19 protein-coding genes are annotated in these 22,626 nt (G+C 70.5%); 11 read left to right on the forward strand and 8 right to left on the reverse strand.

The window, feature by feature from the left end; translation table 11 throughout:
* Positions 1–46: 46 nt before the first annotated feature.
* From HNR40_RS45045 to HNR40_RS45070, 6 genes are all read right to left on the reverse strand, one after another.
* Positions 47–871, reverse strand: coding sequence for a class I SAM-dependent methyltransferase (locus HNR40_RS45045; protein WP_184972913.1), 825 nt, complete (start codon positions 869–871; stop codon positions 47–49).
* Between the two features lies 1 nt (position 872).
* Complete coding sequence (locus HNR40_RS45050; RefSeq protein WP_184972915.1) at positions 873–1,514, reverse strand: DUF2461 family protein; 642 nt, start codon at positions 1,512–1,514, stop codon at positions 873–875.
* 4 nt (positions 1,515–1,518) lie between these two features.
* Positions 1,519–1,713 carry an MbtH family protein gene (locus HNR40_RS45055; protein WP_184972917.1) on the reverse strand — a complete coding sequence of 65 codons (195 nt, stop codon included), beginning with the start codon at positions 1,711–1,713 and terminating at the stop codon, positions 1,519–1,521.
* A 121-nt stretch (positions 1,714–1,834) separates the two neighbouring features.
* Positions 1,835–3,670 carry an asparagine synthase (glutamine-hydrolyzing) gene (gene asnB / locus HNR40_RS45060; protein WP_184972919.1) on the reverse strand — a complete coding sequence of 612 codons (1,836 nt, stop codon included), beginning with the start codon at positions 3,668–3,670 and terminating at the stop codon, positions 1,835–1,837.
* A gap of 4 nt (positions 3,671–3,674) precedes the next feature.
* Positions 3,675–4,763, reverse strand: coding sequence for an LLM class flavin-dependent oxidoreductase (locus tag HNR40_RS45065; protein WP_184972921.1), 1,089 nt, complete (start codon positions 4,761–4,763; stop codon positions 3,675–3,677).
* A gap of 16 nt (positions 4,764–4,779) precedes the next feature.
* The gene (locus HNR40_RS45070; protein WP_184972923.1) at positions 4,780–6,009 is read right to left on the reverse strand and encodes an MFS transporter; all 1,230 of its coding nucleotides are present in this window, start codon (positions 6,007–6,009) and stop codon (positions 4,780–4,782) included.
* A 295-nt stretch (positions 6,010–6,304) separates the two neighbouring features.
* On the opposite strand from HNR40_RS45070, the gene HNR40_RS45075 reads away from it, so the two are divergent.
* From HNR40_RS45075 to HNR40_RS45105, 7 genes are read left to right on the forward strand one after another with little or no spacing between them, the layout of a single operon-like run.
* A complete protein-coding gene (locus HNR40_RS45075; protein WP_184972924.1) occupies positions 6,305–7,537 on the forward strand; it encodes a cytochrome P450 in 1,233 nt (410 codons plus the stop codon).
* Between the two features lie 2 nt (positions 7,538–7,539).
* On the forward strand, positions 7,540–9,021 hold the full coding sequence (locus HNR40_RS45080; RefSeq protein WP_184972926.1) for an aldehyde dehydrogenase family protein: 1,482 nt from the start codon (positions 7,540–7,542) through the stop codon (positions 9,019–9,021).
* Between the two features lie 15 nt (positions 9,022–9,036).
* Entirely contained in the window at positions 9,037–10,638 is a 1,602-nt protein-coding gene (locus tag HNR40_RS45085; protein WP_184972928.1) for a tryptophan halogenase family protein, read from the forward strand.
* The gene (locus HNR40_RS45090; RefSeq protein ID WP_184972930.1) at positions 10,635–11,189 is read left to right on the forward strand and encodes a flavin reductase family protein; all 555 of its coding nucleotides are present in this window, start codon (positions 10,635–10,637) and stop codon (positions 11,187–11,189) included. Before HNR40_RS45085 ends, HNR40_RS45090 begins: the two co-directional genes overlap by 4 nt.
* Positions 11,186–12,892, forward strand: coding sequence for a non-ribosomal peptide synthetase (locus HNR40_RS45095; protein WP_184972932.1), 1,707 nt, complete (start codon positions 11,186–11,188; stop codon positions 12,890–12,892). Before HNR40_RS45090 ends, HNR40_RS45095 begins: the two co-directional genes overlap by 4 nt.
* The gene (locus HNR40_RS45100) at positions 12,889–13,626 is read left to right on the forward strand and encodes a thioesterase II family protein (RefSeq protein WP_184972934.1); all 738 of its coding nucleotides are present in this window, start codon (positions 12,889–12,891) and stop codon (positions 13,624–13,626) included. The genes HNR40_RS45095 and HNR40_RS45100 overlap by 4 nt, the downstream gene beginning before the upstream one ends.
* Positions 13,623–14,810 carry a cytochrome P450 gene (locus HNR40_RS45105; RefSeq protein ID WP_184972936.1) on the forward strand — a complete coding sequence of 396 codons (1,188 nt, stop codon included), beginning with the start codon at positions 13,623–13,625 and terminating at the stop codon, positions 14,808–14,810. Before HNR40_RS45100 ends, HNR40_RS45105 begins: the two co-directional genes overlap by 4 nt.
* A gap of 63 nt (positions 14,811–14,873) precedes the next feature.
* On the opposite strand, the gene HNR40_RS45110 is transcribed toward HNR40_RS45105, so the two are convergent.
* Together HNR40_RS45110 and HNR40_RS45115 are read right to left on the reverse strand one after the other, a co-directional pair.
* Positions 14,874–15,644, reverse strand: a complete 771-nt coding sequence (locus tag HNR40_RS45110; RefSeq protein WP_246510501.1) for an LmbU family transcriptional regulator — start codon at positions 15,642–15,644, stop codon at positions 14,874–14,876.
* The gene (locus HNR40_RS45115) at positions 15,641–15,883 is read right to left on the reverse strand and encodes a hypothetical protein (protein ID WP_184972938.1); all 243 of its coding nucleotides are present in this window, start codon (positions 15,881–15,883) and stop codon (positions 15,641–15,643) included. The genes HNR40_RS45110 and HNR40_RS45115 overlap by 4 nt, the downstream gene beginning before the upstream one ends.
* Before the next feature lie 418 nt (positions 15,884–16,301).
* Here HNR40_RS45115 and HNR40_RS45120 point away from each other — a divergent pair, with 418 nt between their 5' ends.
* The 4 genes from HNR40_RS45120 (at position 16,302) to HNR40_RS45135 (ending at position 22,597) form a co-directional block, all read left to right on the forward strand.
* Positions 16,302–16,457 carry a hypothetical protein gene (locus HNR40_RS45120; RefSeq protein WP_184972940.1) on the forward strand — a complete coding sequence of 52 codons (156 nt, stop codon included), beginning with the start codon at positions 16,302–16,304 and terminating at the stop codon, positions 16,455–16,457.
* Between the two features lie 7 nt (positions 16,458–16,464).
* The gene (locus tag HNR40_RS45125) at positions 16,465–18,657 is read left to right on the forward strand and encodes a TOMM precursor leader peptide-binding protein (protein ID WP_184972942.1); all 2,193 of its coding nucleotides are present in this window, start codon (positions 16,465–16,467) and stop codon (positions 18,655–18,657) included.
* An 80-nt stretch (positions 18,658–18,737) separates the two neighbouring features.
* A complete protein-coding gene (locus tag HNR40_RS45130; protein WP_184972944.1) occupies positions 18,738–20,216 on the forward strand; it encodes a SagB family peptide dehydrogenase in 1,479 nt (492 codons plus the stop codon).
* Between the two features lie 80 nt (positions 20,217–20,296).
* Positions 20,297–22,597 (forward strand): sensor histidine kinase, encoded by a 2,301-nt coding sequence (locus tag HNR40_RS45135; RefSeq protein ID WP_184972946.1) that lies wholly within the window; start codon positions 20,297–20,299, stop codon positions 22,595–22,597.
* Positions 22,598–22,626: the final 29 nt, after the last annotated feature.

Raw genomic sequence — 22,626 nt, forward strand, 5'->3', positions numbered from 1 at the left:
GGGACGGCGCGTGGCCCGGCCACGCGCCGCGGGAGCCCTACGGTGGTCAGGGCTTCTTGATCAGCACGGCCTCGAGGTACTCGACGGGCGCGACCAGCGTGCCGTCGGAGGCCCTGTTCCACGAGCGCCACATGTCGATCAGGTCGCGCTCCAGCGCCGCCGACTGGCGGGGCGGTAGCACGGAGAAGACCATGCTGGTGGGTCCGAAGTTGGTCTTGAAGTGCTCCAGCCAGTGCTGGGGCGAGCGGTAGCGGAAGACGAACTCCCTGCGGGTCGCGCCGAGTTCGTCGATGCCGTCGCCGAACAGCTCGCGCAGCTGGCTGGGGTCGCCCCAGGCGGTGGGTTGCGGAGTGCCGGGCGTGGGCGGAATGTAGCGCGACATGATGTCGAACAGGCCGCCCAGGGAGCCGACGGCCGTCCAGCAGGCCAGCCCGATGCGGCCGCCCGGCCTGCAGACCCGCAGGAGCTCGGCGGCCGTGCGCTTCTGGTCGGGGGCGAACATGGCGCCGAAGGCCGACACCACGACGTCGAAGCCGGAGTCCGGCAGGGGGATGTTCTCGATGTCGGCCTCGATGAGCTCCGCGCTCACCCGCTCGGCCGCCAGGCGCCGCCCGGCGTCCTTGAGCATCGTCGCGGAGAAGTCGAGGCCGGTGACGTCGGCGAAGCGCCGGGCACAGGCGATGGTCGCGTTGCCGCTGCCGCAGGCGGCGTCGAGCACCCGCTCGCCGGGCCGTACGTCGAGCCGCTCGACCAGGAGCTCGCTGGCGATGGTCGTGGTTCCGGCGACCGAGGTGTAGTCGCCACCCGACCAGGCGGAACGCTGATAGTCCTTGAGCGACGAGGCACGCGTCCTCGTAGGGGAGATGGTCACGTCAATCCTCCAAAGGCGAATGTTGGCGCAGCCAGCGGCTCAGCGGAGCGGCACGCTCCCACGCCCCGGTGATCAGATCGGCGGCGCCGGGATCGTCCAGCCAGAGCGGCGCCGGCCAGCGCCACGTGGCGGTGAGAGCGGTGTGACGCAGGAGCCGGATGTGGGGATGGTCCTGAGACCAGCCGCGGGGCGCCTTCTTCAGCGTCTGCCCGGAGACGGCGAACCCCTCGGACTCCAGAGCCGACACGATCGTCAGCAGGTGAGCGCCGGCCGGGCCGGCGGCCGCCTCGCGAAAGGCGGCCAGCCAGGCTCCGCCGGCGCGGAAGACGCCGACGGAGGCGATCAGCTCCCGGGCCGACACCGACAGGTAGTGATGGGCCCCGCCGCCGGCGAACTGCACACCGAGATGCGTGTGGTACGGGCTGCGGCCGTCGGTGAAGCGCGCGTCCTTGCGTAGCCGGAAGACGCGCGCCCTGCCGTACCGGGGTTCGAGCCGCGCCGCGAGGGCCTTGGCGGGATCCAGGACCGCTCGCCGGAACAGGTCGCGATGGGTGTCCAGGTAACTCTGGGAATTGTCCTGTTCCAGGCCGGTGAAGAAGGTGCGGAGTTCGCTGCTCCAGCCCGGGAACACGGTCACTTCCACTGCGTCAGATTTCCGCCAGCGCCTTGCGCAGGCTCAGTGGGCGCATATCCGTCCACAGTTCCTGGATGCGCGAAAGGCAGGCCTTTTTCGTGTCCGCATGGCCCACGGAATGCCAGCCGCCCGGAATTTCCCGGCCGGCCGGCCAGATGGAGTACTGCTCCTCGTGGTTGCGCACGATCACAAATGCGTCTTCCGGCATGGGGACTCCTCAGTGATAAGGGCGATAGGGATAAGAGCGATAGTGATAAGGGCGATAAATGAATGATGCCATTTCGTGGTTCGGCGGGCCATCGGCGATGTCCTGCCAGCGGGACGGCCTCTCAGGGAAGCCGCACGTCAGGACGGTAGAGGTCGATCCACAGCGCGACGTCGAGCACGCGTTCCATGCCGAGCCTGCCCAGTTTGTCCACCGCGGCCGGCTCCTGCGCGGCGGCCGCCTGCAGTTTGCGCCGGTCGGCCAGCGCGAAGACCGTGTGGCCCGGCTGCCTGAGCAGCTCCCGCACCTGCTCCTGCAGCGCCTTGACGTAGAAGGTGTCCTGCGTGGACGGGTAGGCGCTCTTCACCCGCTCCGCGACGGCCGCCGGGAGCTTGGCGCGCATGGCGCTGCGCAGCAGGCTCTTCTCCCTGCCGTCGTGGTTCTTCATGGACCACGGGGCGTTGTAGACGTACTCCACCAGGCGGTGGTCGCAGAACGGCACCCTGACCTCCAGCCCGGCCGCCATGCTCAGCCGGTCCTTCCGTTCGAGCAGGAAGCGCAGGAACCGGGTCAGGTGCAGGTGGCTCATGATCCGCATGCGGTGTTCGAGGTCGCTCTCGCCGTCCAGCCTGGTGACGCCGCGCACCGCGTCGGCGTAGCCGCCGCGCCGGTATCCGTCCAGGTCCAGGGCGGCGCGCACACCCGGGTCCAGCCAGACGGCGTCCCGGTCGAGCGGCCCCGCGTTGATGGCGATCCAGGGGAACTCCCGCGCCCAGCGGATCCGCTCGTCGTGGAACTGCCGGTAACCGCCGAAGACCTCGTCGGCCGACTCGCCGGACAGGGCCACGGTCGAGTGCTCGTTGATCGCCTTGAACAGCAGGTACAGGGAGAAGTCCATCTCGCCGAACCCCACCGGCAGGTCGCGGGCGACCAGCGTCTTACGGCGCACGTCCGGGTCGGCCAGCGCCGCGTGGTCCAGCACGATGTCGCGATGGTCGGCGCCGACGTGCTCGGCCACGGCGCGCACGAACGGGGCGTCGGGGGTGCCGCGCAGGTCATCGGGCGCGAAGCCGTCCGTCTGCCCCACGAAGTCCACCGAGAAGGTGGGCACCCGTTCCGCGCCGAGGTGTCCGGCGGCCAGGACCGTCAGCGTGCTGGAGTCCAGCCCGCCGGACAACAGCACGCAGCGAGGTACGTCGGAGACCAGCTGCCGGCGCACCGTGTCGTCGAGGAGCTCTCCCACGCGGGCGATCGTGGAGTCCAGGTCGTCGGGGTGCGGCCGGGTCTCCAGCCGCCAGAACACCCGCTCACGGGTGCCGCGGGCGTCCACGGTGACGACGGTCGCCGGTTCGACCTGCCGCATGCCGTGCCAGATCGCGTGCCGGGGCGTCATGACGAAGGCCAGCCACTCCCGCAGCCCGTCGGCGTCGACGACGCGCCTGGCCTCCGGGTGCGCCAGGATCGCCTTCGGCTCCGAGCCGAACAGCAGCCCGTCGCGCGTGGGGTAGACGTACAGCGGTTTGACGCCGAGCCGGTCGCGGATCAGCACCAGCCTGTCCTCGCGGGTGTCCCAGATGGCCAGGGCGAACATGCCGTTCAGCCGCTCGGCCACCCCGTCGCCCCAGCGCAGATAACCGCGCAGGACGACCTCGGTGTCGCTGGCGGTCCCGAACCGCTCGCCGAGCTTCTCCAGCTCGGCGCGCAGCTCGGTGAAGTTGTAGACCTCGCCGCTGAAGACCAGGCAGACCTCGCCGCCCGGCACCTGGGCGGTCATCGGCTGGGCGCCGCCCTCCAGGTCGATGATGGACAGGCGGCGGTGGCCCAGCGCGGCGTGCCGCGAGGTCCACACGCCCTCCGCGTCGGGTCCGCGGCAGGCCATGGTCCGTGCCATCGCCTCGGCCGCCGGCACCTCCAGGGTCAGGTCACGCTCGAAGGCCACCCAACCGGCTATTCCACACATGCCACTACCTCCATCTCTCGTCCGGCCAGACCGCGGGCAGCACCTTCTCGACCAGCAGCTGGGCCGCCTCGCCGATGTCGGGCCCCAGCGGCGCGCCGAGGTAGAACTCGCCGAAGCCGGCTGACCTGGCGCTCCGCTCCACGGCCCGCATCCGCTCGGCGCAGTCTTCCGGCGTCCCCGAGATGAGGAGCCCGTCCAGCAGGTCGTCGGACACGTCCCGCGCGGCCTCGGCCAGGGGGGCGCCACCGCGCAGCGCCGTACGCACGCCGGCGCACGACTCCATGTCGAACCCGGCCCGCGACAGATCGGGCCACAACGCGGGGTTGCCGGCGACGATCGCCGCCTGCCTGCGGGCGAACTCCCGCGCCGCGTCGCCGTCCTGGGAAACGCAGCAGTTCAAGCCATAGAGCAGGCGGAACGGCCGGCCGGCCGCGGCCCGCCGGTCCCTCAGGGCGACCAGTTCGCCCACGAACGCGTGATCGCCGGACTCCAGGGCCGTGTACGACACCGCCGGATAGGTGCTGGTGCAGATCATGCCGTCGGCGACGTCCTCGGCCAGGTCTCTGGTCTTGGGACCGCCCACGGCCATCAGGATCGGGATCGGCTTGGTGACCGGGAACGACAGCTGCGCGATGGCGTCCTCGCGCCAACCCAGCCGGTCGCGCAGCAGCGGGTAGTCGCGCAGCAGCACGATCTCGCCCGCCCACAGCCGCCTGATGAGCCCGATGCACTCACGCAGCAGATCGAGCACCGCGCGCTTGGAGAACATGCTCGACACCAGCGAGCCGCCGGTGCCGACGCCCATCTGCACCGAGCAGTCGGGGGCGACCAGCTCGGCGACGGTGGCCATCGCGCTGGCGATGTCGATGGGGTTGCGCGACAGCGGGATCGTCACGCCACTGGCCACCCCCACCTGGCGCCCCGCTGCGATCGCCGACATCAGGATGTGGGCGTTGCGCGAGAGCATCTGGTCGGGCACCCAGATCGTGCTGAACGCGGCGCCCAGCACCGAACTGGCCGAGAGAATCTCGCCGGCCGGGACCCACGGGGCGATCTGGACCCCTGAGGGCCGGACCGCGGAGAGCGTTGTCATGAATCGTCCTTTCCGATCAGATGAGCCCGCGCTTCGGCTCTGACGTGCGCGAAAGTGTGGCCACGGTCACCGCGCCGGCCAGCGCCAGAGCGCCCGCGACGAAGTAGGGGAGCTGGGCTGGGCCGCCGCTCACGGCGTTGACCAGCGCGGGCACCAGCCCGGCCAGCGCGAACCCCCCGTTGATCGACAGGGCCGTCCCCGAGGCGCGGATCGAGGTGGGGAAACGCTCGTTCAGGAAGATGGGCAGGGGTCCGAACGCGGCGATGGTCAGCCCCGACACCAGGAGCGCCGGCAGCATGACCAGGAGGGAGGACTCGACGCCTGCCAGCCAGAGGTACAGCACGGGCAGGGCGATCGTGTTGACCACCGAGGTCCACAGGAGCACGCGGCGCCTGCCGTACCGCTCGCTGAGATGGCCGCTGAGGGGTGCGAACGCGAAGGCGAGCAGGTTGACCCACAGCAGGATGACGCTGACCGAGGCCAGGCTCAGCCCGTTGACCACCTGCAGGAAGCTGGGCAGCAGTCCCATGGTGAGCAGGAAGAACGTGCCGACGCCGAAGACCACGGCGATGTTGGCCACCAGTGCCCTGCGGTGCCGGCCGCGGGCGAGCAGCGGGGCCAGCGGGCTGGCCGAGCGTGTGTCCTTGGCGGTCCATACGGGCGATTCGTCCACGTGCTTCATCACGAACACGCTGACCAGCACGGGCAGGCCCCCGGCCAGGAACATCGCCCGCCAGCCCCACTCGGCGAAGGCGTCGCCGGGGAAAAGCCTGGTCGCGGCGAACAGGGCCAGCGCGGCCAGGAGGCTGCCCAGCGCGGTTCCGCCCCCGCCGACCAGGCCCGAGACCAGCCCGCGCCAGCGTGGCGGGGCCGACTCCGTCGCCAGGGTCAGCGTGGAGGCGAAGACTCCGCCCACGAACAGGCCCTGGACCAGGCGCAAGGCCAGCAGCAACAACGGCGCGGCGACGCCGATGGCGTGGGCGCCGGGCAGTAGGCCCATGAGCGCCGTCACGCAACCGACGCCGAGCAACGCCACGACCATCGCCCGTTTGCGGCCGTGGCGGTCGGCGATGCTGCCCATCAGCGCGGCTCCGATCGGCCGCATGATCAAAGTGGCGGCCAGCGCCACATATGCGCCGGCCAGCGCCAACGCGGGGTTCTCGAACGGGAAGAACACCGCCGCGATGGTGGGCGCCACGAAAACGATCAGATAAAGGTCGTACAAGTCAAGAGCAAATCCGATCATCGACGAAACGGTTGCCCTGATTCCACGTGATGGCTTATCAGCCGCGTGGAGCAGTGCGTTCTCGGTCTTCACCGACAGGCCCCTTTCAACTCGGAGACGCTCACCATCGTGCGCGCTGGGCCCGCTTCTTGACAAATGCCGGGAATCAGCCGAACTTGGTCGCAAGTGTGCGCAGGGTTGCGCCTATCCCCAGGCTTCCCATTCTTTATTTCGCGGGCATCGGTGTGCTCAAAAAAGGAAGTGATTGCTGATGACGGTCGGCACCGAAATTCGATCCCAGAAGGTGCGGGTTGACATGTTTGGGAAGAAATTCCTGAGCGACCCCTATCCCGCCTACGCCAGGCTCAGGGAGGAAGAGCCCGTCCACTGGGACGATCGGCTGAACGGGTGGGTGATCACGCGGCACCACGATGTCTACGCCGCGCACCTGGACCCCCAGACGTACTCCTCCCACCGCCTGGGCGCGATGGTCTCCAACCGGGTCGGACCCACCTCCTCGGACGAGATGAAGAAGTTCATGGACTTCGCGCCCGAGTGGATGCTCTTCCGCGACCCGCCCGACCACACCCGCATCCGCCGGGTCATGAACAGTGAGTTCAGGGGGCGGGACATCCGCGCCCTGCGCCCCCGGATCGAGGAGATCTCCGCCGGAGTCATCGACCGGGCGGCAGCCAAGGGCGAGTTCGACCTGGTCAGGGACTTCGCGTACCAGCTTCCCGGGCGGGTCCTCGCGGTGATGTACGGCCTGCCGTCCGACGAGGGCGGCCGGCTGACCGACTGGTGGTACGAGATCCGGCACATGCAGCGGGTCTTCCTCGGCGCCGACCCCACCCAGGTGGCGCCGTCGGGCAGCTCGGTCGCCGAGGCGTTCAGCGCGATGACGCCCTATCTGGCCGAGATCATCGCCGACCGGCGGAGATCCCCGAAGCAGGACCTGGTCTCCCGGGTGATCGCCCTCGCCGAGCGGGGCACGGAGGACGGGCTGCGCCTGGACGAGCACGAGACGTTCGCGCACCTGCTGCTGCTGCCGCTGGCCTCCTTCGGCACCACCATGGACCTGATCGGCAACGGGGTCCTCGGCCTCCTCCAGCAGCGCGACCAGTGGAACCTGCTCAGGAACGAGCCCGCGCTGATCCCCGCCGCGGTGGAGGAGGTGCTGCGCTACGACGCCTCCGTGCAGCTCACGCACCGGCTGGTGACCCGCGACCTGGAGATCGCCGGGCAGCCGATCGCCGAGGGCGAGCTCGTCTACCTGGTCCGCGGCGCGGCCAACCGCGACCCCGAGCGCTGGCCGGACCCCGACCGGATCAACCTGCGCCGCCACGACTCGGGACACGTGGGCTTCGGGGTCGGCATCCACCGCTGCCTCGGCGCCGGGCTGGCACAGGTGATCACCGCCTCGGCGCTCAAGGTGCTCACCCAGCGCGTGCCCGGCCTGTGCGCCGTGCCCGGCCGGCCGCACCGGTGGAAGGCGGACACGCCGCAGTTCCGTGGCCTGAGCGAGTTCCCCGTCCAGAAGGAGAGGTAACCATGGGGCGGTCCGCGCAGCTCGTTCAGTCGCACTGGATCGACGGCGACTGGCGGCTTTCCGAGGCGGTCGAGGGCATCGACGTGCTCGACCCGAGCGACGAGAGCCTGCTGGCCATCGTCCCCGCCGGTACGCCGGGGGACGCACACCGGGCCGCCCATGGCGCACGGGGGGCGCTGCCCCGGTGGAAGGAGACCCCGCTGAAGCAGCGGATCGCCTTCGTCGAGCGGCTGGCCGGCCGGCTGGCCGACCGCGCGGACGAGCTGGCCGAGGTCATCACCGCCGAGGTCGGCGCCCCCATCACCGTCGCACGGCAGGCGCAGGTCGGCCTGGCCATCGCCATGACGGCCTCGTTCGCCGAGCTGGCGGCCGGGTTCGCCTTCGAGCAGCGGGTCGGCAACTCCCTCGTGCTGAAGGAGCCCGCGGGAGTGGTCGCCGCCATCACCCCGTGGAATGTGCCGCTGCTGCTCACCCTGCAGAAGGTGGTTCCGGCGCTGCTGGCCGGCTGCACCGTCGTGCACAAGCCCAGCGAGCTCACGCCCCTGCACGCCTACCTGCTCGCGGAGATCACCGCCGAGTGCGGCCTGCCGCCCGGCGTCTTCAACGTCGTGGTGGGCACGGGCGAGGGCACCGGCGCCGACCTGGTGCGCAGCCCGCACGTGGACCTGGTCTCGCTGACGGGTTCCGTACGCGCGGGCCGCCAGGTGGCCTCGATGGCCGCCGGCCGGGTCAAACGCGTCCATCTGGAGCTGGGCGGAAAGAACGCCAGCGTCGTGCTGGAGGACGCCGACCTGCGGCCGGCGGTGGCCGCCACGGTGGATCAGATGTGCTTCAACTCCGGGCAGGCCTGCCTGCAGTGGAGCAGGCTGCTGGTGCCCGCCGGCCGCCACGACGAGGCCGCGGAGCTGGCTGCCGGCCTGGTCGGCAGTTATCGCGTCGGCGACCCGCGCGACCCCGCCACCGATTTGGGGCCTCTCATCTCCGACCAGGCCCGCGAGCGTGTACGCGGCTACATCAAGAGCGGCGTGGACGAGGGCGCCCGGCTGCTGGCCGGAGGCGGCGGCGCGCCCGAGGGATGCGCGCGCGGGTTCTACGTGCGCCCGACCGTGTTCTCCGGCGTGCGGGACACCATGACCATCGCCAAGGAAGAGATCTTCGGCCCGGTGCTGTCGATCATCCCGTATCGGGACGAGGAAGAAGCGCTCAGGATCGCCGACAACACCGTGTACGGCCTGCACGGGGCCGTGTGGTCCGCCGACCTGGACAGGGCGCAGGCCTTCGCCAGGCGGATGCGGGTCGGTCAGGTGGACATCAACGGCGGGCCGTTCAACGTGCTTGCCCCCTTCGGCGGGGTCAAGCAGTCCGGCATCGGCCGTGAATGCGGCCTGGAGGGGCTGGCGGAGTTCTGCGAGACCAAGTCGCTCCAGTTGCCGTTGGAAGTGGCGGAGCCGGTCGGACCACGGCTTCGCGCACACGCGATCTAAAAGGAGTTGGAAATCATGTTCCAGGACAACCGGGTGCGCAATGTTGTCATTCTCGGTGGTGGCACGGCCGGCTGGATGACCGCGTCCTATCTGGGCAAGGCGTTGCAGCGTACCGTCAAGATCACCGTTTTGGAGGCGCCCACCATCCCGCGGATCGGCGTGGGCGAGGCCACCGTGCCCAACCTCCAGCGCGCTTTCTTCAACTACCTGGGGATCCCGGAAGACGAGTGGATGCGCGAATGCAACGCCAGCTTCAAGGTGGCGGTCAAGTTCATCAACTGGCGCACGCCGGGGCCGAGCTCGCCGACGCCGCAGCCGCTGGACGGGCGCACCGACCAGTTCTTCCACCCCTTCGGTCTGCTGTCGTCGGCCGACCAGATCCCGCTGTCGCACTTCTGGGCGGCCAAGACGCTCAAGGGCGAGACCGACGAGCCGTTCGACTACGCCTGCTTCAAAGAGACCGCGATCATGGACGGCAACCTGGCGCCGCGCCACGCGGACGGCAGCCCGGCCACCTACTACGCCTGGCACTTCGACGCCCAGCTCGTCGCGGGCTTCCTGCGCAGGTTCGCCACGGAGAAGCAGGGCGCCGAGCACGTCGAGGACGAGATGACCGAGGTGCTGCGTGACGAGCGCGGCTTCATCACCGCGCTGCGCACCGCCGGTGGACGGCTGCTGGAGGGCGACCTGTTCATCGACTGCTCGGGTTTTCGCGGGCTGCTGATCAACCAGACGATGGAGGAGCCGTTCATCGACATGAGCGATCACCTCCTGTGCGACAGCGCGGTGGCCACCGCGATCCCGCACGACGACGCCGCCAACGGCGTCGAGCCCTACACCTCCTCGATCGCGATGTCGTCGGGATGGACGTGGAAGATCCCGATGCTGACCCGCTTCGGCACCGGCTACGTGTACTCCAGCCAGTTCGCCACCAAGGACGAGGCGACCGAGGAGTTCTGCGGGCTGTGGGGCCTCGACCCGGAGAACACCAAGCTGAACCACATCCGCTTCCGGGTGGGCCGCAACCGGCGCGCGTGGGTGCGCAACTGCGTGAGCATCGGCCTGGCCTCCTGCTTCCTGGAGCCGCTGGAGTCCACCGGGATCTACTTCATCTACGCGGCCATCCACCAGCTCGCCAAGCACTTCCCCGACCGCACGTTCGACCCGGTGCTGAGCGACTGCTTCAACCGCGAGATCGAGGAGATGTTCGACGACACCCGGGACTTCATCCAGGCGCACTTCTCCCTCTCGCCGCGCACCGACACGCCGTTCTGGCGGGCGAACAAGGAACTGGAGCTGGCCGACGGCATCAAGCGGAAGATCGCCATGTTCAAGGCGGGGCTGCCGATCAACCTGCCCATCACCGACGAGAAGGGCTACTACGGCAACTTCGAGGCCGAGTTCCGCAACTTCTGGACCAACGGCAGCTACTACTGCATCTTCGCCGGCCTGGGACTGCGGCCGGGCAAGCCGCTGCCCGCGCTGACCTACAAGCCCGAGGCGGCGGAAGCGGCCGACGCGCTCTTCGCCGACGTCAAGCGCCACCAGCGGGAGCTGTCCGCCACCCTGCCGACCAACTACGAGTTCCTCCGTCGGATGCACGGAGAGCGCCGATGAACGGCAACGAGCTGAGAGTCTTCGAAGAGCCCGCGGTCTCGGTGGCCGAACACCGGGCGCTGATGAGCAGGTTCCCCACCGGGGTCGCCGTGATCACCGCGCTGGACGCCGCCGGTGTTCCGCAGGGCATGACGTGCTCGTCGGTCACCAGCGTCACGCTGCACCCGCCGACGATCCTGGTGTGCCTGCGCATCGGCAGCGCCACCCAGCTCGCCGTGCGCCAGTGCGGCGCCTTCGCGGTGAACCTGCTGCACGCGGAGGCGCGCGTCACAGCGGAGCTGTTCTCCGGGCCAGCGCCCGACCGGTTCGGCGCGGTGCGCTGGATCAGGTCGGAGTCCGGGCTGCCCTGGCTGGCCGACGACGCCTTCGCGATGGCCGAGTGCCAGGTGAGCAGAGTGATCAGGCACGGCGACCACGAGGTGATCTTCGGACGGCTGGTGGACGTGGTCATGAGGCCGGGAACGCCGCTGCTGCACGGCATGCGGTCGTACTCGGTGTGGCGCCCGTCGTTCCTGGCCGGCGCCGCTGACGTGGAGGAGATGAGCGCATGACGGCCAACGTCGATCTGGCGCGGATCTTCGATGCCGTGGACAGATGGGCGGCCGACCGCCCGGACGCCACCGCGGTCCACGCGCCCGACGGGAGCATCACCTTCGCGGAGCTCGTCGAGCACACCCACGCCTTCGCGGCGACGCTGGCCGCCCACGGTGTGGGGCCCGGCAGCCAGGTGGGGCTGTGCTACGGCCGCGGCCGCCTGTCCCTGCCGGCGCTGCTGGCGACCTGGTGGACCGGGGCGACAGCCGTACCGCTGGACGAACGGCATCCCACGGACCGGCTCAGCTTCGTGCTGCGCGACAGCGGCGCGCAGGTGGTGCTGGGCGACCGCGTCCCCGCCGGCGTCATCCCGCAGCGGTGCGAGGTGCTGCCCGCGAGCGCCGTGACCGCGGCGCGTCCGGCCCCGCGCCGGATCAGCCCGCACCCCTCCGGCATCGCCTACGTCATCTACACCTCCGGCACGACGGGCTGGCCGAAAGGGGTCGAGGTGCCCTACCGCGGCCTGGCCGCCTTCGTGGCCGCCCTGGCCGCGCTCGACCTGCCCACGGGCGGGACGGGCGTCAACGCGGTGTCCCCGGCCTTCGACGGCTGGCTGTGGTGCGCGCTGCTGTATCTCCTCAACGGCCAGTGCATGACGATCGCCGGTGACGACCCCGCCGACACCGTCGCCACCGCGCGGCCCGACGTGGTGTGCCTGACGCCGTCCCTCCTGCTGGCCTGCGCGGCGGAGGTGCGCGGGGCCGAGGTGGTGGTGGCGGCGGGCGAGGCGCTGCCCGCCGCGCTGGCCGCCCGCTTCACCGGCAGGATGCTCAACGTCTACGGCCCGACGGAGGCGACCATCGCCGCCACCTGCGCCGACACGGCCAGAGGCGACGACGTGACGACGATCGGCCGGCCGCTTCCCGGCTACACCGTCCACCTCCTGGACGCCGATCTGCGCCCCGTTCCGCCCGGCGTACCGGGCGAGCTCTTCATCGGCGGGCCCGCCGTCGCGGCGGGTTACCGCCACCGACCCGACCTGACCGCCGAGCGGTTCCTCCCCGACCCGTTCACCGCCGACGGCGCCCGGCTCTACCGCACCGGCGACCTCGCGCTGCGACGGCCCGACGGCCTGCTGGAGTATCGCGGACGCTGCGACGAGCAGGTGAAGATCCGTGGTTTCCGCGTGGAGCTGACCGAGGTGGAGCGGGTCGCGGTCGAGACCGACGGCGTGCGCGGGGCCGCCGCCTACGTGCTGCCCGGCCGCGACGCGCTCGGGCTCGCGCTGGTGGTCTCCGCCGAGGAGTGCCTCGAATCGGTGCGTACGGCTTGCGCCGGCCGCCTGCCCGCGGCCGTGGTCCCCGCGCAGGTGACGGCCATCGAGGTGCTTCCCACCACCCCCGCGGGCAAGGTGGACCGCGCGGCACTGGCCCTGATGACCGCCGCCACGACGGCGCACGGCAGGGCGCCCCGCACGCCGAGCGAGAGGGTCGTGGCCGAGGTGTGGGGAACCCTGCTGCCGCAGCCGGTGCACGACGTCGACGCCGACTTCTTCGACCTCGGCGGCCACTCCCTGCTGGCCGCGCGCGCGGTGGCGGCCCTGCGCAAGGCGACCGGCGTACGGCTCACGATCAAGCAGCTGCTGGCCGGCCCGACGGCGGCCGGCGTGGCCGCCGAACTGGACCGGATGGGCGCGCCCCCGGCGGAGGAGGTGTCGTGAGCGGACCGTGGCTGATGCCCTTCCACCCGGGAGCGCCACGGCCGGTGACCCTGCTGTGCCTGGCCCCCGCCGGGGCCGGTTGCGGGCAGTACCGCTCCTGGCAGGCCATGGCCGGCGAGGAGGTCTCCGTCGTCGGCGTCCAGCTCCCCGGCCGGGAGACGCGCTTCGCGCACCCCCCGGCGGAGGGCGTCTCCCAGGCGGTCACCGCGGTGCTCGAGGAGCTGAAGGCGACGCTGCCGCCGGACGGGACGCTGATCGTGTTCGGCCAGAGCTTCGGCGGCCTGCTCGGCTATGAGATCACCCGCAGGCTGGGCGAGGAGTACGACCGCTGGCCCCGCGCGCTGGTCGTGGCCGGCTGCCGCCCGCCCCACATGTGGGTAGGCGCCGGCCGGGGCCTGGCCGACCACGACGCCGAGCTGGCCAAGCTGCTCGACGTGCGCGCCCTGGACGACGACGACCTCGACGAGGACAGCCGCGAGCTGATGCTCGACGTCCTGCGGCAGGACGCGCGGCTGTCGCTCACCTACGACCACCACGCCGCGGCCATCCCCTCCACGCTGGAGGCGTGGGGCGGCGAGACCGACGCCACCGTCACCTCCGCGCACCTCGACGGCTGGCGCGCCTACGCCGCCGGCGCCTTCCGCAGGCGGATGTTCCCCGGCGGACACTACTTCTGCCTCGACCGGGCGGGCGAGGTCGTCGCCGGGCTGAGGCAGTACTGGAGCCGACCATGAAGGTGAATCTCACGGACCCCGAGCTGTTCAGCCGGGGCACGTTCTGGCCGGTGCTGGCCTGGCTGCGGGAGAACGACCCGGTGCACTGGCACGAGGAGGACGACGGGCCGGGGTTCTGGGCGGTCACCCGCTACCACGACATCGTGAGCGTCTACACCGACCAGAAGTCCTACAGCTCCCGCTACGGGATGCGCCTGGACAGCGACCCCGGCGCGGTCGCCGCCGTCGCGCAGCGCATGCTGATCGTCTCCGACCCGCCCGACCACACCCATCTGAAGAGCGTGCTGGCCAAGGAGTTCGGCCACGCCGAGGTGCCGCGCCTGCACGCGCTGGTCGAGCGGGTCGTGCGGGAGGTCGTACGCGAGGCGGTGGACCAGGGCGAGATGGACTTCCTGGAGGTGGCCAAGCAGATCCCGAACAACGTGGTGTGCGCGCTGATGGGCATCCCGCGCGGTGAATGGGACTGGGTGGGCACGGTGACCACCGAGGCGTTCGAAGGAGACGACGAAGAGACGCGCGCGGGCGCGCACGGCGAGATCTTCCTGTTCTTCACCGAGCTCCTCGCCGAGCGCAGGAAGAACCCCGGCTCCGACTTCGTCAGCCGGATCGCCGCCGAGCGCAGGAGCACGGGCGGGGGCGCGGAGCGGCCGCTCACCGACGAGGAGATCGTCTTCAACTGCAACGGTGTGCTGGCGGGCGCCAACGAGACCACCCGCTACTCGGCCGCCGGCGGTGTGCTGGCGCTCATCGAGCGCCCCGATCAATGGCGCCTCCTGCGTACGGCGGGGCCGTCCGGGGTCCCGGACGCCGTCGAGGAGGTCCTGCGGTGGACGGTGCCCGGCGTGCACGCGCTGCGCACCGCGGTCCGGCCCACCAAGATCGGCAACGTGCGCATCGGCGTCGGAGACCGGGTGACGCTCTGGAACGTCTCGGCCAACAGGGACGAGGCGGTGTTCGAGCACGCCGACGAGTTCCGCGTCGACCGCTCACCCAACCGGCACATCACCTTCGGCGCGGGCAGGCACCTGTGCCTGGGCGCGCGGCTGGCCCGCCTGGAGCTGCAGGTCTTCTTCGAGGAGCTGATCAGCCGGGTCGGCCGGGTCGAGGCGGCCGGTGCACCGGTCTTCAACGCCTCCAACTTCACCTGGGGCCTGCGCAGCCTGCCCGTACGGCTGCTGCGCTAAGCGTCCGGGCGCATGCGGAAAGAGGCCCCGCCATGTGAACTCATGGCGGGGCCACTCTGATGATCATGAAGCGGGGCGTTCGCCGCCTGACAGCACGAGCACCTCGCCCGCCGCGACGGGAGCGGCTTCATCGGAGACCGCGGGCGTCAGCACGATCATCCCGTCACCGGCCGGAAGGGCCAGCTTGCTCGCCCGCCGCTCGGGCAGGAGCAGCAGATCGGCCATCTGGTCCAGCACCATGGTCATCCAGTCGTGCAGGTTGCGCCGGGACTCCCCGGCGGCCTGCTGCCAGCGTTCCTCCCTGGTCTGGTCGATGTGCAGCGTGACCGAGGTCTCGGCGGGACGCACGCGGGCGCCCACGCTCCGGTTGCGCAGCTGCCGCCGGAGCTGGTTGCGCGACCAGCGGTTGCGCTCGGCCAGGTCCAGCCACTCGTCCTGCTCCTCCGGAGGCAGCGAGGCCAGCTCCGCGTGGTGCTGGAAGCTGAGCCTGTCCCTGCGGCGGTTCATCGGGAAGCGGCGTGCCACCCAGGCGTAGTTGCGCAGCGTCTGGCAGTTCAGCGACGTGCCGGCGACGGCCCGCTGGTAGCGGTCGGGGTAGACCCGCTCGCCGTAGTTGATCCAGTCGCCGAGCCACCAGGTCGACGAGTCGGTGATGAGCGCGATCTGCTTGCCCAGCCGCTCCCAGGAGGAATACGGCATCGTCTGCGGAAGGATCAGGCCGACGCGCTTGGTGAGGGCGGTGCCGTCCACGCCGAGCTTGCCCGGGGCGGCCTCAGGTCTGCGGCCCGATACCTCGGCGCCCTTGGGCCGCTGGGCGCGTGTCGTCTCCATCATGGCCCGGTCCTGTGTGAGACGGGCAACGGTTCCCAGGGGCCGTAGGCGACGGTGATGGCGCGCGAGACGACCTGCGCCGCGGACTCGCCCATGGCGGCCATCTCGCGGTGGGCGCACTCGGCCGCCTCCCTGTCCATGCCGAAGTCCTCGATCGTGGTGTGTTGCTGATCGGTGAACATCACGGCGTATTCGAGGTAGCTTCCGATCACTTTGTGGGCTGGATCCAGAATTTGTGTCATGGTTTTCCTAGGCTGGTGTTCACATGGTTATCGGTTACGCCGGGAACAGGCGCTTCCTATTTGTATGAATGGGGTGTGCGGAGGCTGCCGGGTCGGGTGGTCACAACAGCCTCCGCGGGTGTCGCAAGGGCCGGGTCACTAGTAGGGGAGCAGCTTGCCGCTGGGGGTGCGCAGGTCGAGTTGCCGGCCCGCACGGGGCCGCGGCGGTCTCCGCAGCTGAGATCTGATCATCGCTTTCCTTTCATTTCTGGTGATTCTGCGCTCAGAGTAAGATTTTGCCGGCGCCGGATCGACGCAATGGATCACGCGTGCAGGGTGAGATATTCACATCGCACAAATGATGCGCTAACTAGGAACGCACGGCGTTCATGACGAATGATCTGGCTGTTCGGATTAGCTCCTCGACCAAGGAGAAGTCATGATCGCTTCTGTTGCTCCGGCCGCCGACCTGCGGGCAGATCGCCACCTCGCCGTGCTCGCCGGCCCGGAAGTGCCCGCGCTCTGGGCGGCGGACCTCATCATCGACGACCTGGTCAACTCGGCCCGGCCGGCGTGGCCCACCTTCACTGGGTGAGGCGGCCATGGTGGACAAGGCAGACCAGATGCTCCTCGGCTTCAAACGGCACCTGCGGGTGGACGTGGTCGCGGGTGAGGCGGTGTACGTGTCGTCGGCGAAGGGCACGACCGCGCTGGAAGGAGCCTTGATCCACAGGCTGGCGCCCCTGCTCGACGGCACCCGCACCGTGGCCGAGATCCGCCAGGCGATGGCGCCCTGGGCCTCCGCGCCCAGGCTCGGCCACATGCTGGCCCAGCTCACCCAGGCCAATCTCGTGGGTCTGCAGAGCGCCTCGAAGACCGCGGCGGACGCGTACTGGGACCTCGCCGGCCTCGACGAGGCGGAACTCAAGACCGCGTCCACCCCGGTCGCGATGCTCACGCTCGGTGACCAGCCGCCGGACGCCGCCGCCGAGGCGTGCCGGGCCGCCGGACTGACCGTGGCGCCGGACGAGGACGCCGGCGCGTTCCTGGTGTTGTGCGCCGACTATCTCGACCCTCGGCTGGCCGAGGTCAACACCGGGCGGCTGGCCGACGGCAGGCCCTGGCTGCTGGCCGCCACCTGCGGCCCCGACATCTGGATCGGCCCCGCCTTCGAGCCCGGAACGGGCCCCTGCTGGGAGTGCCTGGCCGAGCGGCTGCGCAGGCACCGCTGCTCGGGCACGCACTGCCCGCCCGAGGCGTCCCTGCCCTCGACCCGCGCCCTCGGCCTGCAACTGGCGGTGCACGAGCTGACCAAATGGCTGGCCGGGGCGTCCAACGGCCTGCGCGACGGAATGTGGACGCTGGACACCCTGGACCTGGGCATGACGCGCCATCCCCTCACGCGCCGCCCGCAGTGCGGCGCGTGCGGCACGCACGACGCGAGCGTCGTGCGCGTGGCCGCCACCACCTGCCGGTCCAGGGGCAGCACGCCCGGCAACAGCCATCGCGCGATGTCCCTTGAGGACATGTGGAACACCTATCACCACCTCGCCGACCCGCTGACCGGGATCACCGACCCCATCCGGCGCGACCCGCGCTGCCCTCGGTTCGTGCACAGCTACCTGTCGGGCAGGAACCTCGCGCTCGCCGGCGACGGGCGCGGCGGACTGCGCCAGTGGAGCGGCGGCAAAGGCCGCACCGACCTGGAAGCGCAGGTCAGCGCCCTCGGCGAGGCGGTGGAGAGATATTGCGGCACCCGGCTCGGCGACGAGTGCGTCACCCTCGGCACGTTCGGCCAGCTGCGCGGCGACGCCATCCACCCCGACACCTGCCAGCTCTTCCACCCGAGCCAATACGCCGACCGGGAGCGCTGGAACGCGCGCGCCATGCCGTTCCAGCGGATCCCGGAGCCCTTCGACGAGCGCGCGGTCATCGAGTGGACCCCGCTGCGCTCGATCATGACGGGAGCCCAGCGGCTGCTGCCCACGGACCTGCTCTACTTCAACGGCGGCAGCGGCGTGCCGTCCCTCAGGGCGACCTCCAACGGCAACGCCGCGGGCGCGAGCCTGGAGGACGCGGTCGTCCAGGGCTTCCTCGAACTCGTCGAGCGCGACGCGGTGGCGCTGTGGTGGTACAACCGGACGCGGCAGGCGCCGATCGACCAGATCTCCCTGGACGACCCGTTCATCGCCGAGGTCTTCGACGGCTACGCCGAGCTCAACCGCGCGGTGTGGCTCCTCGACCTCACCTCCGACCTGGAGATCCCCGTCGTGGCGGCGATCTCGCACCGGACCGACAAGCCCGCTCAGGACATCATGCTCGGGTTCGGCGCCCACTTCGACTTCCGTATCGCCGTACGGCGGGCGCTCACGGAACTCGGCCAGCTCCTGTCCGCGGTGATCGACGCCAAGCCCGACGGCAGCGGATATCCGCGCACCGACGAGCACATCCGGCGCTGGTGGCAGGAAGCGACCACGGCGAACCAGCCGTACCTCCTGCCCGACCCGGAGCAGCCACCCAGGCGCTTCAGCGGCGGCGAGGCCGAGCGCGGTTGCCTGGACACCTGCGTCGACCGCATGCGCGCCGTCGCCGAACGCCGCCGCCTGGACATCCTCGTGCTCGACCAGACCAGGGCCGACGTGGGCATGCCGGTCGCCAAGGTGGTGGTGCCCGGTCTGCGGCACTTCTGGGCGCGCTTCGCCCCGGGCCGGCTGTACGACGTGCCCGTGGAGCTCGGGCGCCTGCGCTGTCCGACCGCTTACACGGAGCTCAATCCCATCCCGCTGTTCCTCTAGACCCAGTGTTCCTCTAGAAGTAGGAGTTACCGCCCATGGCTGCCGGATTCGGGGACGAGGCGACACCCTCGGAGCTCCACGTGTTGTGGTCGCTCCGTGAGGACGTCCACCTCGAAGCCGCGCCAGAGAGTGGATCCCTGCTGGTGCACAGCCGCTGGGGCGACATCGAGGTGGTCCAGCCGGACGAGGCGGTGTTCGGCGCGCTGCGGCGGATGAGCCTGGGGCCGACGCACCTGGAGAACGTGATCAGCGGCGAGGCCGAGATGGCCGACCTCCTCCGCCTGCTGCAGCGCCTCGAACCGCTCGTGGTCCGGTCGCTGAGCGTGGACCGGGAGCAGCCGCTGGTGTCCGTGGTGCCGCTGACGCACCACTCGCGCTTCCACGTGACCCCGGTCGCCGCCGACGTGCCGATCCGCCTGTCCAGGTTCGCCGTCATCAGCACCAACGGCAGGGACTACCGTCTCGAATCGCCGCTGGCCCTGCACCGGGTGATCCTGCACAGCGCGGATGCCATGGGCCTGCTCGGCCATCTGCGGCGGCCGACCCGGCCCAGCGCGGTCCGTACGGCTTCGCCGTACTTCGAGGCCTTTGTCGCCTATCTGGCGGCGGCGGGGATGGTCGTGCGCGCGGAACGTGTCGAGGAGTTTCGCCCGGTGGAGTTCGCCGAGGACACCGACGACACGCTGATCTCGTGGTCACCCGTCGACCTGCTGTTTCACAGCCGTTCCACGCTGGGCAGGCACGATCGCGACTTCGGCGCGACCTATCCGGGCGGAGACCGGCACGGCGTCGAGCCCGTGGTCGTCTCGCGCGGCGACAACGGGCTCGTCAGGCTGTACCGGCCCACGTGGGAGGCCCTGGTGGCGGCCGACCCGCCGCTCAGCGCGGCGGTGGAGGCGGTGGACGAGGCGCACCTGAGCTCCGGCCCGATCACCGCGCGCGAGCTCGGCGAGCTGCTCTACCGGGTGGCCAGGGTGCGTTCGCTGAGTGGCTCGCCGTACTCGCCGGAGGAGACCAGCGACCGTCCGTATCTGAGCATCGGCTCCGGCTATGAGCTGGAACTTTACGTCGCCGTGCGCGACTGCACCGGAATTGACGAGGGCATATATCACTACGACCCGCTGAACCACGGACTAAGGACAGTGGCGGGCGAAATACACTGGGTCGACGCCGCCCTGGAGAATGCCCGGCTGGCGGCCGGAATGCGTCAGCAGCCACCTGTTCTCGTCATTATCACCGCGCGTTTCCGCCGCGTGTCCTGGAAGTACAGCGGGATCAGTTACGCCTCGGTTCTGAAGAACGTCGGCATGCTCAGCCAGACGCTGTCGCTGGTGGCCGCTGGGCTGGGGCTGGGGGCGTATCCGCTGGAAAGCCTGGACATCGAGTTGTGGGCGCAGGCATTGGGCGCCGACTGGCGGGCCGAATCCAGTGTCGGGGGCCTTGTGCTCGGGAGAAAGCTGCTGACGAAAGACACCACGGCAATCGGTTGGCATCAAGTGAATGATGCGCACTGGGCGGACCTGGCGCGCCGATTGGTGCGCCCCGACAAGGGACCTTGAATGGCATATGGTGACAATATAGACTCGGCTGGCTAAACCCCGCGTACATGTCAGGAATGCGGCCGGGCCGCGGAGAGGGCATGGCGATGGGCGCGCTGGTGCACGATCGGGAGAGTGTGCGGCTCGAACCTGTGGAGCCGCGAGCGCGCCGCACGGCACGGGTCGTCACCGCCGTCGTCGCGGTCGGCTACGCCACCAACTCGCTGGTCACCGTGGTGGTCGGCGGCCTGCGCGGCACGGGCCTGCTCGCCTTCCTGGGCTGCCTGAGCGTCGTCGTCACGCTGCAACTGGCCCACTCCAGCCCCGGCGCGCTCGCCTGGCCGCGGCCGGTCAGGTCCGTGACCCTCCTGGCGCAGGTGCTCGCCACCTTCGCCCCGGCCGCGTGGGTGGGGCCGCAGTTCGGCGCCGCCGCGGGCTTCGTCGCCGGCTCGATGCTGCTGGTGATCAGGAGCCGGGCCAGGTGGGCCCTCTACGCCGGGGTGGCGGCCGGAGTGTTCGTCGCGGCACTCCTGCAACAACAGGGATGGCAGGCGCTCAACCTCGCCTACGCCGTGCACTTCACGCTCCTGACCGGCCTGATGCTCTACGCGGTCGGCTCGCTGTCGGGGATCGTCGCCGAAGTGAGCGCCTCCCGCGGCGATCTGGTGCGGATGGCGGTCGTCCAGGAACGCCTGCGGGTCGCGCGCGACCTGCACGACCTCGTCGGACACGACCTCTCCGCCATCACCCTGCGTTACGAGCTGGGCTACCGCCTGCTGCCCGCCGCCCGCGCGCGGGCCGCGACCGAACTGCGCGACGTCCTCGATGTCGTACGGCGGGCCACGGCCGGAGTCCAGGCCGTCGCCGGAGGCAGCGGCCGGATCTCCCTGGCCACGGAGAAGAGCGCGGCACTCGCCACGCTGTCGAGCGCCCAGATCGAGGCGACGATCCGCATATCCGACGTCACGCTCACCGGACGCCTGGACGAAGTCATGGCGGTCGTCCTGCGCGAGGGCATCACCAACGTGCTGCACCACAGCAAGGCGCAGCAGTGCCAGGTCGAGCTGGTCGTCGAAGGCGACACCGTCCGCCTGCGGATGTCCAACGACGGAGTGGACACCGTGCCCGAGGACCCGGCCGGCCGTGGCTGCGGACTGGGCAATCTGGCCGCCCGCCTGGCGGAGGTCGGCGGGCGGCTGACCACCAGAAGTCAGGGCGAGTGGTTCCACCTGACGGTCGAGGCCCCGGCTCGCCGGCAGGCCCCGGCCGCCGACCGCCATCAGCCGGACACCTCCCCGCGCGAACGCTGGCCGCGCGGAGCCGGCCCCGCGGAGCGGTGGGGGCCGAAGACGACCTCGGCCATCGTTCTCCTGGTGCTGTCCGGCTACGCGCTCACCATCCTGCTCAACATCGTCTGGACGGGACCGAGCGTCGCCGGCGCTCTGGGCGCCGCGGCCTGCGTGGTCACCATGCTGGTCATGCAACTGCTGCTCACCTTCGGACTCCTGCGCACGCCCTGGGCCCGCAGGGCGGCGATGGCCGGGCAGGCCGCGGTCACCTTCCTGCCGCTGCTCTGGCTGCACGCCCCCTGGGGCAGCATGGCCGGGTTCGTCGCGGGAGCCGTACTCCTGGAGCTGAGGGGAGTGCTGCGGTGGGCGCTGTACACCGCTTTGGGGGTTGTCGTCCTGACGCTGGCGGTCCTGACCGGGAGCAGCGTGAGCACCATCGCCTGGCTGACCATCTCCACCCTGCTCACCGGCCTCATCGTGTACGGCGTGAGCTGGCTGATGACCCTGGTGAGGGAGGCGCACTCCGCGCGTACCGAGCTGACGGACGAGGCCGTCGAACACGAACGCCTGCGCATGGCACGCGAGCTCAACGAGGTGCTCGTGGACGGCCTGTCACAGGTGGCGCTCCGCGGCGTGCTGGCCTGCCGCCTCCTGAACGTGGCCCCGGAGCGCGCGCCGTCCGAGCTGGAGGGGATCCTCGAACTGCTCAGGCGCATGCTCGCCGACGTGCGCAACGTGGCCAGCGACTACCGCAACCTCTCCTTCACCGGCGAACTCGACTCCTCCCGCGCCATCCTGGCCGCCGCCGGGATCGAGGTCACGATCGACCTCCACGGCCGGACCAGCGACCAGAAGGCCGACGCCGTACTGGCGACCATGCTCCGCGAAGCCGTCACCAACATCCTCCGGCACAGCACCGCCCGCCACTGCGTCATCAAGAGCGAGCAAGGCTCGCTCACCATCAGGAACGACGGCGTGGAGCCGTCATCCGGCCAGCCCGCGGTCCAGGACCAGCACGGCCTGGGTGACGTGGCGCGGCGCCTGGACGGCGTCGGCGGGCGGCTGACGGCCGACGTCGAAGACGGATGGTTCCAGGTAACCGCCTTCCTGTGAAAGTCCCGCAGGCAGGTTGCCGTATACGC

The sequence above is a fragment of the Nonomuraea endophytica genome (assembly GCF_014203235.1).
Lineage (GTDB): Bacteria > Actinomycetota > Actinomycetes > Streptosporangiales > Streptosporangiaceae > Nonomuraea > Nonomuraea endophytica.